The organism is Bradyrhizobium sp. CB1015, from assembly GCF_025200925.1.
Taxonomy (GTDB): domain Bacteria; phylum Pseudomonadota; class Alphaproteobacteria; order Rhizobiales; family Xanthobacteraceae; genus Bradyrhizobium.
In genome coordinates, this window is sequence record NZ_CP104174.1 from 4,366,637 (window position 1) to 4,378,682 (window position 12,046).

Below are 12,046 nucleotides of genomic sequence, written 5' to 3' on the forward strand. Positions count from 1 at the left end.
AGCACAACGACCGGGAGGCGACATGAGCGGCCAGCAACGCAAGGCGAAGGGATCGGACCTGTTTGTCGCCGCACTGGAGAATGAAGGTGTCGACCGCATCTTCGGCATTCCCGGCGAAGAGAATCTCGATCTCGTCGAATCGCTGCGCGCCTCCAGGATCGAGCTGGTCCTGACCCGGCACGAGCAGGCTGCCGCCTTCATGGCCGCCACGCATGGGCGGCTGACCGGCAAGCCCGGCGTCTGCCTGTCGACGCTCGGCCCCGGTGCACTCAATCTGTCCACCGGCGCGGCCTATGCGCATCTCGGTGCGATGCCGATGATCCTGATCACCGGCCAGAAGCCGATCATGAGCAGCCGGCAGGCCCGTTTCCAGATCGTGGACGTGGTCGCAACCATGAAGCCGCTGACCAAGCTGTCGCGGCAGATCGTCAGCGCCTCCAGCATTCCGACCGTGGTGCGCGACGCCTTTCGCGTCGCGATGGAGGAGCGGCCGGGTCCGGTGCATCTCGAGCTGCCCGAGGACATCGCGGGTGACGAGGTGTCTGACGTCCCGGTGATCCCGGTTCATCCGATCGAAATCCCGGTCGCCCATCGCGCCGCGCTCGATCGCGCCGCCGAGATGATCATGGCCGCAAGGCGCCCGCTGGTGATGATGGGCGCTGCGACCAGCCGGCCGCGCTCGACCCACGGCATCGCAAATTTCGTGCGGCGCACCGGCATTCCGTTCTTCACGACGCAGATGGGCAAGGGCACCGTTCCCGGCGGCACCAATCTCTACATGGGCACGGCGGCGCTGTCGGAGCGCGATTACGTTCACGACGCGATCGAGGCCGCTGACCTGATCATCGCCATCGGTCACGACCCGATCGAGAAGCCGCCCTTCATCATGGGCCCCTCAGGGCCGAAGGTGATTCACGTCAGCTACACGCCGGCGAGCGTCGAGCAGGTCTATTTCCCCGATGCCGAGGTCGTCGGCGACGTCGGCCCGAGCCTGGAGCTGCTGGCAGACCGGCTCGAAGGCAAGCTGCCGCAGGCTGCGGCGCTGCTGCCGCTGCGCGACGAGATCCTGAAGCACCTCGCCGACCGCGCCACGGAGGCGCGCTGGCCGCCGACGCCGCAGCGCATCGTGCACGACATCCGCCAGGTGATCCCCGAGAACGGCATCGTCGCGCTCGACAACGGCATGTACAAGATCTGGTTCGCGCGCAATTACCGCACCCGCGTCGCCAACACGCTCCTGCTCGACAATGCGCTGGCGACCATGGGCGCCGGCCTGCCGTCCGCGATGATGGCCGCGATGCTCTATCCCGATCGCCGCGTGCTTGCAGTTGCCGGCGACGGCGGCTTCATGATGAACAGCCAGGAGATGGAGACGGCGGTCCGCCTCAAGCTCAATCTCGTCGTGCTGGTACTCGAGGACAACGCCTACGGCATGATCCGCTGGAAGCAGGCGGTGGATCATTTCGCCGATTACGGCATGACGTTTGGCAATCCCGACTTCGTCCTCTATGCGAAGGCTTACGGGGCGAAAGGACATCGGATCGAGACGATCGAGAGCTTCGGCCCGACGCTCGACGCCGCCTTTAGGGAAGGCGGCGTGCATCTGGTCTCGATCCCGGTCGACTATTCGGAGAACGTCCGGGTGCTCGTGGACGAGCTACGGGCGCACGAGAAGGCGAAGGCGTGAAAGCGATAGTCTCATGCCCCGGACGCAGCGCCCGTCGGCGGTGCGCTGCTGAGACGGGGCCCATCCATCAGCGAACTCTGTGGCTTCCTGGGTCCCGGCTCTGCGCAGCAACGCCAAAGGCGCGGCAACGCGCGTCTTCGGCACGCTATGGCGTTGCAGCGCGTCCGGGACACGAGAGGGGCGATCGCTTGTGCCGCAGTCGCTGATCGCAGACATTCTCAATCACCAAACCAACCACAGGAAAATATGAAATGACCCGCATTCGATGTGTCACCGAGATGGGCATGGGCGTCGATGTCCACGGCCGGGACGCCACCAAGGCGGCCAAGCGGGCGGTGTCGGATGCCATCAGGCATTCCAGCCTCGGTTTCTTCCGGATGATCGGCAAGACCGCGAATGACATGTTCGTGGACGTCACGATCGGAGTGCCGAATCCTGAAGCCGTCGACAAGGAGGCTGTCGCCAAGGAGCTGCCTTACGGCACCGTGACAGTCACCGCGGTCAAGGGCGGGCTGGAGATTCCATCGGCCACGGAAGTCGCCAATGACCCCATCCTGATTGCCAATGCCGCCGTCATCGTCAGCTTCGACAAGGACTAGGCCGATGTCCGCGAGCGATGAGGCGCTGCTGGATCGTCCGATCTGGAGCGCGCTGACGACGAGCCAGAAGCACTTGGCGGAGGGCGGCCCGCGGGCCTTGCGCTATCCCGTGGACATGACGCCGTTTGCCGATATGGCAGACATGTCCGCCGCGAGTTTTGCGGCGCTCGGCGATCTCATGTCGGGCTCGCAAGTCGCGGTGCTGTTCACGCCCGAGCCGGTCGAAATTCCCGCCGGCTTCAAGGTGCTGCTCGCCGAGCCCGGCGAGCAGATGATCGGCTCGCCCGCCGATAGTTCGCTGCGTGATGCCGAGATCGTCCGCCTGGGCGCGGCCGACGTTCCCGCCATGATGGGGCTGACCGAGCTGACCAAGCCCGGGCCGTTCGCGGCGCGGACACACGAGCTCGGTATCTTCCTCGGCATCCGCGCTCGCGGTGAGCTGGTCGCCATGGCCGGCGAGCGGATGAAGCCAGGCAATTTCACCGAGATGACGGCGGTCTGCGTGCATCCCGACCATCGCGGTCGCGGTTACGCGCAGGCGTTGCTCGCCGCCATCGCGCGCGAGATCGAGGCGCGCGGGGAAATTCCGTTCCTGCACGTGTTCTCGAGCAATACGTCTGCCATTGCGCTGTACCAGCGGCAGGGCATGCGGATCCGGCGTCGCCTGCACGTCACAGTGCTGATGAAGCAGGGATGAGCTGCGCGGTGGGCTTCATATCCCATCAAATCGCGCTATATCGATTCCAACCACAATTGGGGGGAGACACATGGACGCCAGGGTCAGCGATTTTTCCGCCGTACGGACGGCGATGCAACGCTACGTCGATCAGGAGATCATTCCCGGCGTATCCTGGGCCGTGCTGCGCGGCCGCGAGGTGGTCGATCAGCAATGCGTCGGCTTTGCCGACCGCGAGGCCAACACTGCGCTGCGGCCCGACCACATCTTCCGCGCGTTCTCCAACACCAAGATCTTCGTCACCTGCGCGATCATGCTGCTGGTCGAGCAAGGCGGCATCAGGCTCGATGACGCAATCGAAAAATTCCTGCCGCAGCTCGGCAATCGCAAGGTCCTGAAGCAGGGCGCTTCGAGCCTCGCCGATGTCGAGCTGGCGAAGAGCCCGATCACGATCCGCCAGCTCCTGACCCACACCTCCGGTCTCAGCTACGGTATTTTCGATCCCGGCACGGTGCTGTTCAAAGGCTACAACGAGGCGCGGGTGCTCAATCCGCTGACGCCGCTCTCCGACATGATCGACAAGCTCGCCGACCTGCCGCTGTCCTATCATCCCGGCACGGCCTGGGAATATTCGGTGGCGACCGACGTGCTCGGACGCGTCGTGGAGGTCGTCTCGGGCAAATCCCTCGATGCCTTCCTCAAGGCGCGCATCTTCGATCCCCTGGGCATGACCGATACTGGCTTCTACGTGTCGGAGGCGCAGCAGGGCAGGCTGGTCGCGCTCTACTATGGCGCCGACGTGCTCGATCCCATGAAGCCCGGCCTCACGCGCGCGGACAATCTGCCGTTTCCGCAGGCCTATCGGCGGCCATTCCCGCGGCTCTCGGGCGGCGGTGGTCTGGTCTCGACCCTGCCGGACATGCTCGCGCTGGTCCGCGCGCTGCTGCCGGGCTCAGACGCGCTGCTGAAGCCGGAGACGCTGCGGCAGATGATGACGAACCAGCTGCCCGCAGGCCAGACCATCCGCTTCGCCAATCTCGGGCCGATTCCCGGCAAGGGCTTTGGCCTCGGCGGCGCCGTCACCTTTGCGCCGACGCCGTTCGATCCGCCGAACTCGACCGGCGAATTCCAATGGGGCGGCCTTGCCGGAACTCATTGGTGGATCTGTCCCGAGGCCAATACTGCCGGCGTCCTGATGGCGCAGCGCCATATGGGGTTCTGGAATCCGTTCTTCTTCGAGTTCAAGCGCTTGGCCTATCAGGCGGTCGGAGGCTGACAAAGCCGGCGGTCTCGTTCCTCAAACGATGAAACGAGCGGGACGCACCGCCTCCCGCTCGTCATTCGCTTCAATCCTTCCACGGATCGAACTCGCCTTCGCCGGCCATAGCGACGGCGAACGGCCGCAGCGTGTGCAGCACGCGCACGGTGCCGGCGTGCTGCGCCAGCACGTCGGGCAGGCGGCGATAGGCCATCGGGCTCTCGTCGAGGTCGGCGCCGATCAAGGTGACGCCGCGCTCGTTCAGCCAGCGGTCCATCTCGTCGCGCGAGAAGCGCCGCTTCGCCTCCCGTCGTCCGAACAGGCGGCCGGCGCCGTGCACGGTCGAGTAGAGCGAGGCCTTGGCTTCGGGGCTGTCGACGCCTTCGAGAATGACGGCGTCGTCGCCCATGGAGCCGCCGACGAACCCCTTCTGGCCGGGAAACGCCGGCGTCGCGCCCTTTCGCACCACCCACAAATCCTTGCCGTCGTGAGTCTCACGCCAGGCATAATTGTGGTGGTTGTGCACGCTCTCGATGACGCTGCCGCCGATGATCTGGCGGACGCGCTCGACCACCCACTCGCGGCCCGCATAGGCGTAACGTCCGGCGAGCTGCATCGCCGCGATGTAGCGGCGGCCGAGCTCGCTGTCCTCGTCGACCACGGCGGGCGGGACGTTCATGCCGTCCTTGCCGCCGGCAGCCTTGAGGTAGCGCGTCGCGGAGGTGTGTCCGAGGCCGCGGCTGCCGAAGTGGACGCCGATCCAGACGAAGCCTTCCTCGTCGCGCATGAGATCGACATAGTGGTTGCCCGATCCGACCGTGCCGAGCTGCTTCACCGCCTTCTGACGGTAGTCCTCCATGTCGCTTTCGCGCCAGGCGTCGCCGTCGTCGAACAGGTCGTGCTCGGCCCGTTCCGCATTGGCACGGCCGACGCCGAACGAGATCACCTTGGCGACGTCGCGGATGATCGTGGGAGCGATCTCCGCAATGTCGTCGAAGCGGGTGTCGAGCCGGGCCGCCATGTTGCCGCAGCCGATGTCGAAGCCGACGCCGGAGATGCTGATCTGCTTCTCATAGGCGATGACCCCGCCGACCGGCTGGGCGTAGCCGAGATGGCCGTCGGCGCAGATCACGCCGGTGACGACATTGCCGATCGCCATGCAATTGCGCATCTGCGCGATGGTCGCGTCCTCGTGCGGGCCGAAGACCTTCAGCGGCGCGTTCTGGAATCGGGCATCCTGCGTCCGAAACTCGGCAATCGAGCTCGCGGTCGCATTGGCCTCACGGGCAAGATGCTCCTTGCGCGCGGCGTCCTTGTACAGGCACCAGGCCGGCTGGCCGCGTCCTTCGCCGACGCGCGAGTCGGGATCGATACCGGCGGCGAGGCAGAGCTCGCGGGCGCGCTCCATGTAGGGATCGGGTCGTCGCATGGTCTAGGTCCTTGTCATTCCGCGCGCACCATAACGGGGCGGGCGGATCATTTCAGAGATTTTGCTGGCCCCGGGCGCGGCTCGCGTCCGGGGCCATTGTCGTGGCGCATCAGTTCAACGCCGTCTCCGACGCCGCGATCCACGCGACGACGGCCTCGGAGAAGCCGTTGACGCGGGTCCAGGCGCCGTGACCGACACCGTGCTGATACGAGGCCACGTTGACCATGGTGCCGCGCGCCTTGGGCTCGGGCACCTGGTCGTGGCTCTGCTCGTCGGTGAAGACGATCAGGCGATCGCCCTTGCGGTCGATCTCCGTCACAGCCTTGCCGAGATACGTTCCGCCATGCGGCTGCGAGTTGATGATCCCGTCTCGAAGCGCGAAGCCGCGGCGGGGCGGGACCTTCACGACCTCATTGGAGAAGGTGAAGATCTCGACCTCGTCGCAGATCTCGCGCGCGAGGATGGCAAGGCCACACGCCGCCTCCGCACGCGTCATTTCCGACTGCGCGGAGAGGGTCGCGAACATCGAGCCCGACACGTCGATCAGGAGCCGGGTTCGGCCCGGAAGCCGCACATGGTCCTTGATCGACTTGAGCATCGCAGCCTCGAGCTCGGGCTCGAAGTCCGGCGCATAACGCGCCGCCGTGATGAAGCGATAGGGAAGGATACGATCCGTCCGCATCGCCTCGATCGCGCCTGCGATGGTCTCGCGCGGGACCTGCGCAGTCTGCATCAGGCGCAGATTGCGCAGCAGCGCGAGGCCGCCGAGCTTCCGCTCGGCGATCAGCCGCTCGAAGGTCTCGCGCTTGTTCTTGCCGGCCGAGAGCGAAACCTCCCAGGTGTCGGGGGAGGCGAGCTCGCCGTCGACGAGCTGCTTCCACACCTTGGCCTGATCGGCATCTTTCGGCTTGGCGTGCACCAGGAACAACACGTCCCTGATGCGCACCGCGCCGTCGCGGTCCCACTTGGCGAGCTGATAGGCGTCGAACCTGGTCAGTGCCCGGGCAAGACCCTTCTTGACCTGCGCCGAGACCGGCTGACGCTTGCGCTGCTGCATCGGCCCCAGCGCATCCGCCCAGTAGATCGCGAGCAGCTCCGTCATCTCGTCGGGACGCTGGATCACCTCAGCGAGCGTATCGGCGACGAGGGCGCGGTGCTTCTCGTTCCGTGCCATCTCGCGGATGACGAGGAGCGGTGCGTGCCGCAGCTTCATCACCTCGCGCGCCTCGATCGCAAGCTGCGCGACGCGCTCCGGCGCGACCATGGGCACGAGGGCCTTGATGCGGTCTGCGATCGCAACGCCGTCCTCGTAGAACTGGTCCTCCCACAGAAGGCAGTTCATCAGTGCCCGCTTCAGCTCCATCTCGGGCGTGAAGCGCCTTGCACGCGCGCCCTCCCGCGTGAAGGCGCGAACGATCTTGTTGAGCCTGACCATGACGGCCTCCTCCTGGGTTGATCGGGGACATGAAAGGGGTGCCGGGGAACAAGCGAGGCTGTCCTGCCCACGAGGGGCTCCACATGCTCTACCGCTGAGCTACGGACTTCCGTCCGGAAGGAGTCGAACCTTCGACAGTGTGATCACGAAGTAACAGCGCTCTTCACCACCGGCGGTGGCTAAGGGGACACGATCCGGGAACAGGCGATTGCTGTGACCCGACGAGCCGAAGCTCGCCGGAAAGCGCTCTATCCTCTGAGCTACCGGTGCATGGGACACCGGGCGGGATTCGAACCCGCGACCTCTCGCGTTGCAGGCGAAGTAACAGAAATCTTCACCACGGACGTGATGGGGTTGGCGGGGAACGATCGATGCTGTTGCTGCCCTTGCGGGCGATCCGCCTTTCGGCGCGCGGGAGTCGAACCCGCTCGGCGCAGTTGCGCCGTCACCATGAAGTAACAGACACCTTCACCACCGCCAGGCCGGTGCTCTCGCATCGGCCCTTGATGGGTACGCTGGGGAACAGGCGATACCGCCTTTTTGGGATGGCAACCAAGTGTCCTTCCACCTGTGACAGCAGCGCAGAGCGCGCAAGTCAGAGGCGGAATTCGAGCCCGCTCTTCCATCGTGCGAAGTATTCGATATCCTCACCACCAGCGTCGGTTGAGCCGCGACCATCCGCGGCAAACCGAGTTACAATAATTCGATCGCGGCGCTGTCGACGCGCCGCATGTTGCGAACCATCGGGGTTCGCTCTGCCATCGGTATCCGGCTCATCGCCTCGTTCCCTCCGGCAGGCCCCGCGCGCTTGGGCACGCGCCTTCTCAGCGCGAGCCCGGGGATCCGGGTCTCCCGTTCCGGCCAGTGCCGGGGTGTTCGGTTGATCCGCGCGGCGGGCAACAAAAAACCCTCCGGAGCGGCAGGCTCGGGAGGGTCCGTGAGAAGCGGACTGTCGATCTTGCGGTCAGGCAAGATCGCTCCCATGAGCCGGGCATGCGCAATCGAATAGCTTGGGGCTATTCGGCATGCGGACAATTCTTTCGTAGCGGTACGACATCGCTCGGTTCATGGTGTCTGTCGCAAACGGAAGTGCTTGCGAGGGCGCGGGACATACGCCCGCAACTTGCGGATGTCAAGCGATACGCGCGCGGAAACTGAAATTGACGGACACATGATTTGCCAAAACTATTTGGGGCTCGACGGATTTCGTTTCGGCTGGGTGGCAGCGTGGATCGACGATCGCGGCGATCACGGTTTCGATTATTCGTCCGGCTTGACGCGTCTGCTCGCGATGCCGCACGCCCGCGCGATGATCGACATGCCGATCGGACTGAACGTGAGCGGCTACCGCGCCTGCGATTTGCGCGCACGTGAGCTGATCGGCCCTGCCGTGTTTCTCGGCGCGCGCCGCGACCTCTGGACATTTCCGGACATGGCGGCGGCCAATCGCCATTACTGGGAGCATGAAGGCAGGGGCAGGGGCGTGTCGGCGCAGCTCTGGAATATCAGGGACAAGATGAGGGAGGTCGACGAGGCCATGACGCCGGCGCGGCAGGCGACGATCGGCGAAGCGCATCCGGAATTGATCTTCTGGAATTTGGCAGGGCGAGTGCGGCTCGAACCGAAGACCTCGCCGCGGGGGCGCGAGCAGCGTATCGCGCTCTTGAGAGATCGCGGCTTTACTGAGGTCGAGAGATTGCTCGCGCTTCGCCACGGCACCGGGATCGGTCGCCACGATCTCATCGACGCCTGTGCCTGCGCCGTCGCAGCGCGCGACAGCGCGCAATCCGTTGGTGACGGCAGGACCGATCCGCGCGGATTGCGGATGGAGATAAACTTCTGACGGCGATCAGGCCTCGACTTCGCCTTCGAGGTCACCGCGGCTGTTGGGGTCTGGATACGAGCTGCCGCTCTCCTCGTCCAGTCTCGTTGCTCGCGCTTCGTACTCGTCGGCCATCGCCCGCAGCCGTTGCGCGGCTTTGCTGTGGGCGAGATCGTTCGCGACGCAGCGACAGCGTTCGGCGTGGTCAAGCAGCGCGCGTTTCTCGATGTTCATTGAGCGACAACGCGCGAGGGGGCCATTGGTCCCTGCGCAAGCCGCCGGAACAGCACGATCGCTTCGCAGCCGGATCGGGAAAAAATAGCAATATTTTGGTGCCGCCTGGAACGTGGCGCCTGAGCCGACGTTTTACGCCAGAGGCTGTCGAGGGACATAATACCATGTACGACGTGTGCCAATTGGCGACCGCGATTCTCGCGATTGCCTTTACGGCCCTGCTGTTGATTACGGGTCAACGGTTCATCGAATCTCGGCTGCAGCGTGACGCAATGCCCCCGATCGTAGCGATGGCGACGCTGCCGCCCTAGGCACAGCCGGAAGTCACTTGCGCGGTGCGGTATCTTGCCTAGATTGAGCACGCCTCAGTCGATGCACCCAAGGTCCCGATGTCCGATCTGTCCGTCTTCCCCATCACCAAGCGTTGGCCAGCCAAGCATCCCGAACTACTCCAGCTCTATTCGTTGCCGACGCCGAACGGCGTCAAGGTCTCGATCGTGCTGGAGGAGATCGGGCTTCCTTACGAAGTCCACCTCGTCGATTTCGGCAAGGACGATCAGAAGACGGCAGAATTCCTCTCGCTCAATCCGAACGGCAAGATCCCGGCGATCCTCGATCCGAACGGCCCTGGCGGCAGGCCGCTGCCGCTGTTCGAGTCCGGAGCGATCCTGCAATATCTCGCGGAGAAGACCGGCAAGCTGCTGCCGCAGGATGCCGCGCGGCGTTATCAGACGCTTCAGTGGCTGCACTTCCAGATGGGCGGCGTCGGGCCGATGTTCGGCCAGGTCGGCTTCTTCCACAAATTTGCCGGCAAGGATTACGAGGACAAGCGGCCCCGTGACCGCTACGTCGCCGAAGCCAAGCGCCTGCTCGGCGTGATGGATGCGCATCTCGCCGGCCGGCAATGGTTCATGGACGAGGACTACACCATCGCCGACATCTCCATGCTCGGCTGGGTGCGCAATCTCATCGGTTTTTATGGCGCTGGCGAGCTCGTCGAGTTCACCCAATTCAAGGCAGTCGGCGCCTGGCTCGAGCGCGGGCTTGCGCGCCCGGCGGTGCAGCGCGGATTGAATATTCCGAAGCGGCCGTAAGTCATCCCTAAAGCGCGATGCGATTAGGATGAATCGTCATCGCGCTTTAGGTTATTGTTTGAGCATGATCTTTTCGGAAAACCGCTACACACCTTTCCGGATCATGCTCTAGAACAGCCGCCCGCCGTTCGGCACGGGCTTGCTCGGCTGCACCAGCACGACCTTGCCGTTGGCATCGGGGAAGCCGAGCGTCAGCACCTCGGAGACGACCGGGCCGATCTGGCGCGGCGGGAAATTGACGACGGCCGCGACCTGTTGCCCCACGAGGGTTTCGAGCGGGTGGTTTTCAGTGATCTGGGCCGAGCTCTTGCGCACGCCGATGGCGGGGCCGAAATCGATCCACAGCCGCCAGGCCGGCTTGCGTGCTTCCGGAAACGGCTTTGCGTCGACGATGGTGCCGACACGGACGTCGACCGCGAGGAAAGTGTCGAAGTCGATGGTCGGTGCGGCGGCCGCTGCGGGATCGTGTGTGACGTGCATGGTGATGTCCGTTCGGAGATTTGGCGCTGTCGCAATATTGTCGCGCGACGCGGAGTTTCGTACAACGCCACGCATATCACCGATACGCCATGCGCGAGGACTGGCTTGCCCACCATCATCTACGGCATCAAGAACTGCGACACCATGAAGAAGGCCCGCGCCTGGCTTGATGCCCATGGCGTGGCTTACGCGTTTCACGACTACAAGGCGGCGGGTGTGGAGAAGGACAGGCTCAAGCAGTGGAGCGACAAGGTCGGTTGGGAGACCCTGCTCAATCGCGCCGGGACGACCTTCAAGAAGCTCCCCGACGCCGACAAGGAAGGCCTCACCGAGAAGAAGGCGCTGGCATTGATGCTAGCGCAACCATCGATGATCAAGCGGCCAGTGCTCGAAATCGGCAGCAAGCTGCTGGTCGGCTTCAAGCCGGATATCTATGCCAAGGAGGTCGGCGGCAAGGCGCGCTGACGGCTAGTTCAGCTCGATGATCTCGGTGGTGACAGCGGGGCCCCGCCCGTCGGAGCACTCGACCGTCTCGGCGGGTGCGATGCGGCCGGGGGCGCGATGAAACAGCTCGCGATCGATCACGGCCCGCAGCTTTGGGCGCGGCAGCGCGTCATTTCCGCGCATCAGATTCTTGATCTCGAAGCCGCCGTCCTCGCAGAATGTCTTCACTGACGCGATGACGTGGCTGACCCTGCCGTCGGTCAGGAACGGCAGCAGCAGCCGCTCATACGCGACGATGCGGCCATACATGTCGTCGACGTCGGCAACGTTGTAGACCGGAAGGCCGCGCGCGACGCATTCGTGATAGATCGGCACCACGTGAGGCGCGAGCCGCGGTCCGACGTAATCATCGAGCGAAACGCCTTTGCCGGTATGCCCATAGGCGCGCGAGATGCGCGTGCCTTCGCTCTGGATGACGAGACGCGGCGTCGGCGTCGAAAGCTCCACCGTATAGTAGATCAGATCCGACAGCTCCTCCTCGAGGCGCGCGGGCTGATACTCCCAGATCGCCGGAGCGATCTGCTGACGCGCATAAAGTCGCAGCCACGTGTTCAGGAGATCGCGCTGCCGGATCGACTTGACGACGGAGGGAGTCGCGCTTGCAAAATCCAAAGCAATATTCTCCGCACGTGAAAACCCGCGCATGACGGGGCTTGCGGGAAAATGGGGCTTGCGGGAAAATTTTCGATGAAGGCTGGCGCGGGAGACGAAAGACCGTTAACGACGGCTTGATGGCCGGTGCCTTGCGAACCGGGAAGGCCGGGCAGGCACGACATCGACCTCTGCGACTAAGGGAGCATTTGGATCCCAGCCGAAGGCCTGACCTGC

14 protein-coding genes and 1 tRNA gene are annotated in these 12,046 nt (G+C 64.5%); 8 read left to right on the forward strand and 7 right to left on the reverse strand.

What is annotated here, in order from left to right:
* The first annotated feature begins 22 nt into the window (after window positions 1–22).
* The 4 genes from N2604_RS20030 to N2604_RS20045 all read left to right on the forward strand — a co-directional run bounded on the left by N2604_RS20030 (window position 23) and on the right by N2604_RS20045 (window position 4,238).
* Window positions 23–1,687 (forward strand): acetolactate synthase large subunit, encoded by a 1,665-nt coding sequence (locus N2604_RS20030; protein ID WP_260369992.1) that lies wholly within the window; start codon window positions 23–25, stop codon window positions 1,685–1,687.
* A 251-nt stretch (window positions 1,688–1,938) separates the two neighbouring features.
* Window positions 1,939–2,286 carry a Lin0512 family protein gene (locus N2604_RS20035; RefSeq protein ID WP_128262042.1) on the forward strand — a complete coding sequence of 116 codons (348 nt, stop codon included), beginning with the start codon at window positions 1,939–1,941 and terminating at the stop codon, window positions 2,284–2,286.
* A 4-nt stretch (window positions 2,287–2,290) separates the two neighbouring features.
* Window positions 2,291–2,983, forward strand: coding sequence for a GNAT family N-acetyltransferase (locus tag N2604_RS20040; RefSeq protein ID WP_260369993.1), 693 nt, complete (start codon window positions 2,291–2,293; stop codon window positions 2,981–2,983).
* Between the two features lie 70 nt (window positions 2,984–3,053).
* Window positions 3,054–4,238, forward strand: a complete 1,185-nt coding sequence (locus tag N2604_RS20045; RefSeq protein WP_260369994.1) for a serine hydrolase — start codon at window positions 3,054–3,056, stop codon at window positions 4,236–4,238.
* A 70-nt stretch (window positions 4,239–4,308) separates the two neighbouring features.
* On the opposite strand, the gene N2604_RS20050 is transcribed toward N2604_RS20045, so the two are convergent.
* The 4 genes from N2604_RS20050 to N2604_RS20065 form a co-directional block, all read right to left on the reverse strand.
* Window positions 4,309–5,649 carry an RtcB family protein gene (locus N2604_RS20050; protein WP_260369995.1) on the reverse strand — a complete coding sequence of 447 codons (1,341 nt, stop codon included), beginning with the start codon at window positions 5,647–5,649 and terminating at the stop codon, window positions 4,309–4,311.
* A gap of 109 nt (window positions 5,650–5,758) precedes the next feature.
* Window positions 5,759–7,084, reverse strand: coding sequence for a TROVE domain-containing protein (locus N2604_RS20055; RefSeq protein WP_260369996.1), 1,326 nt, complete (start codon window positions 7,082–7,084; stop codon window positions 5,759–5,761).
* A 271-nt stretch (window positions 7,085–7,355) separates the two neighbouring features.
* Window positions 7,356–7,431: transfer RNA gene (locus N2604_RS20060), tRNA-Ser, on the reverse strand.
* Between the two features lie 346 nt (window positions 7,432–7,777).
* Window positions 7,778–8,056, reverse strand: coding sequence for a hypothetical protein (locus N2604_RS20065; protein ID WP_260369997.1), 279 nt, complete (start codon window positions 8,054–8,056; stop codon window positions 7,778–7,780).
* A 199-nt stretch (window positions 8,057–8,255) separates the two neighbouring features.
* Between N2604_RS20065 and N2604_RS20070 the strand changes: the two genes are divergently transcribed.
* Window positions 8,256–8,927, forward strand: coding sequence for a DUF429 domain-containing protein (locus tag N2604_RS20070; RefSeq protein WP_260369998.1), 672 nt, complete (start codon window positions 8,256–8,258; stop codon window positions 8,925–8,927).
* 6 nt (window positions 8,928–8,933) lie between these two features.
* On the opposite strand, the gene N2604_RS20075 is transcribed toward N2604_RS20070, so the two are convergent.
* Window positions 8,934–9,140 (reverse strand): hypothetical protein, encoded by a 207-nt coding sequence (locus N2604_RS20075; RefSeq protein WP_260369999.1) that lies wholly within the window; start codon window positions 9,138–9,140, stop codon window positions 8,934–8,936.
* Here N2604_RS20075 and N2604_RS20080 point away from each other — a divergent pair.
* Both N2604_RS20080 and N2604_RS20085 read left to right on the forward strand, forming a co-directional pair.
* On the forward strand, window positions 9,140–9,451 hold the full coding sequence (locus N2604_RS20080; RefSeq protein WP_260370000.1) for a hypothetical protein: 312 nt from the start codon (window positions 9,140–9,142) through the stop codon (window positions 9,449–9,451). The genes N2604_RS20075 and N2604_RS20080 overlap by 1 nt on opposite strands.
* 78 nt (window positions 9,452–9,529) lie before the next feature.
* A complete protein-coding gene (locus N2604_RS20085) occupies window positions 9,530–10,234 on the forward strand; it encodes a glutathione S-transferase family protein (protein ID WP_260370001.1) in 705 nt (234 codons plus the stop codon).
* Window positions 10,235–10,342: 108 nt separating this feature from the next.
* On the opposite strand, the gene N2604_RS20090 is transcribed toward N2604_RS20085, so the two are convergent.
* Window positions 10,343–10,714: a tRNA-binding protein gene (locus tag N2604_RS20090; protein ID WP_172786414.1), complete on the reverse strand. Its 372-nt coding sequence runs from the start codon at window positions 10,712–10,714 to the stop codon at window positions 10,343–10,345.
* 105 nt (window positions 10,715–10,819) lie between these two features.
* Between N2604_RS20090 and N2604_RS20095 the strand changes: the two genes are divergently transcribed.
* Window positions 10,820–11,179 (forward strand): ArsC family reductase, encoded by a 360-nt coding sequence (locus tag N2604_RS20095; RefSeq protein ID WP_260370002.1) that lies wholly within the window; start codon window positions 10,820–10,822, stop codon window positions 11,177–11,179.
* Between the two features lie 3 nt (window positions 11,180–11,182).
* On the opposite strand, the gene N2604_RS20100 is transcribed toward N2604_RS20095, so the two are convergent.
* Complete coding sequence (locus tag N2604_RS20100; protein ID WP_260370003.1) at window positions 11,183–11,863, reverse strand: hypothetical protein; 681 nt, start codon at window positions 11,861–11,863, stop codon at window positions 11,183–11,185.
* Between the last annotated feature and the right edge of the window lie 183 nt (window positions 11,864–12,046).

What these genes read in the sequence shown, in the direction of transcription:
- N2604_RS20075 (WP_260369999.1), bottom strand. Translation starts at nt 9,140, where the DNA reads ATGAACATCGAGAAACGCGCGCTGCTTGACCACGCCGAACGCTGTCGC.
- N2604_RS20045 (WP_260369994.1), top strand. Translation starts at nt 3,054, where the DNA reads ATGGACGCCAGGGTCAGCGATTTTTCCGCCGTACGGACGGCGATGCAA.
- N2604_RS20090 (WP_172786414.1), bottom strand. Translation starts at nt 10,714, where the DNA reads ATGCACGTCACACACGATCCCGCAGCGGCCGCCGCACCGACCATCGAC.
- N2604_RS20085 (WP_260370001.1), top strand. Translation starts at nt 9,530, where the DNA reads ATGTCCGATCTGTCCGTCTTCCCCATCACCAAGCGTTGGCCAGCCAAG.
- N2604_RS20035 (WP_128262042.1), top strand. Translation starts at nt 1,939, where the DNA reads ATGACCCGCATTCGATGTGTCACCGAGATGGGCATGGGCGTCGATGTC.
- N2604_RS20050 (WP_260369995.1), bottom strand. Translation starts at nt 5,649, where the DNA reads ATGCGACGACCCGATCCCTACATGGAGCGCGCCCGCGAGCTCTGCCTC.
- N2604_RS20040 (WP_260369993.1), top strand. Translation starts at nt 2,291, where the DNA reads ATGTCCGCGAGCGATGAGGCGCTGCTGGATCGTCCGATCTGGAGCGCG.
- N2604_RS20100 (WP_260370003.1), bottom strand. Translation starts at nt 11,863, where the DNA reads ATGCGCGGGTTTTCACGTGCGGAGAATATTGCTTTGGATTTTGCAAGC.
- N2604_RS20055 (WP_260369996.1), bottom strand. Translation starts at nt 7,084, where the DNA reads ATGGTCAGGCTCAACAAGATCGTTCGCGCCTTCACGCGGGAGGGCGCG.
- N2604_RS20070 (WP_260369998.1), top strand. Translation starts at nt 8,256, where the DNA reads ATGATTTGCCAAAACTATTTGGGGCTCGACGGATTTCGTTTCGGCTGG.
- N2604_RS20030 (WP_260369992.1), top strand. Translation starts at nt 23, where the DNA reads ATGAGCGGCCAGCAACGCAAGGCGAAGGGATCGGACCTGTTTGTCGCC.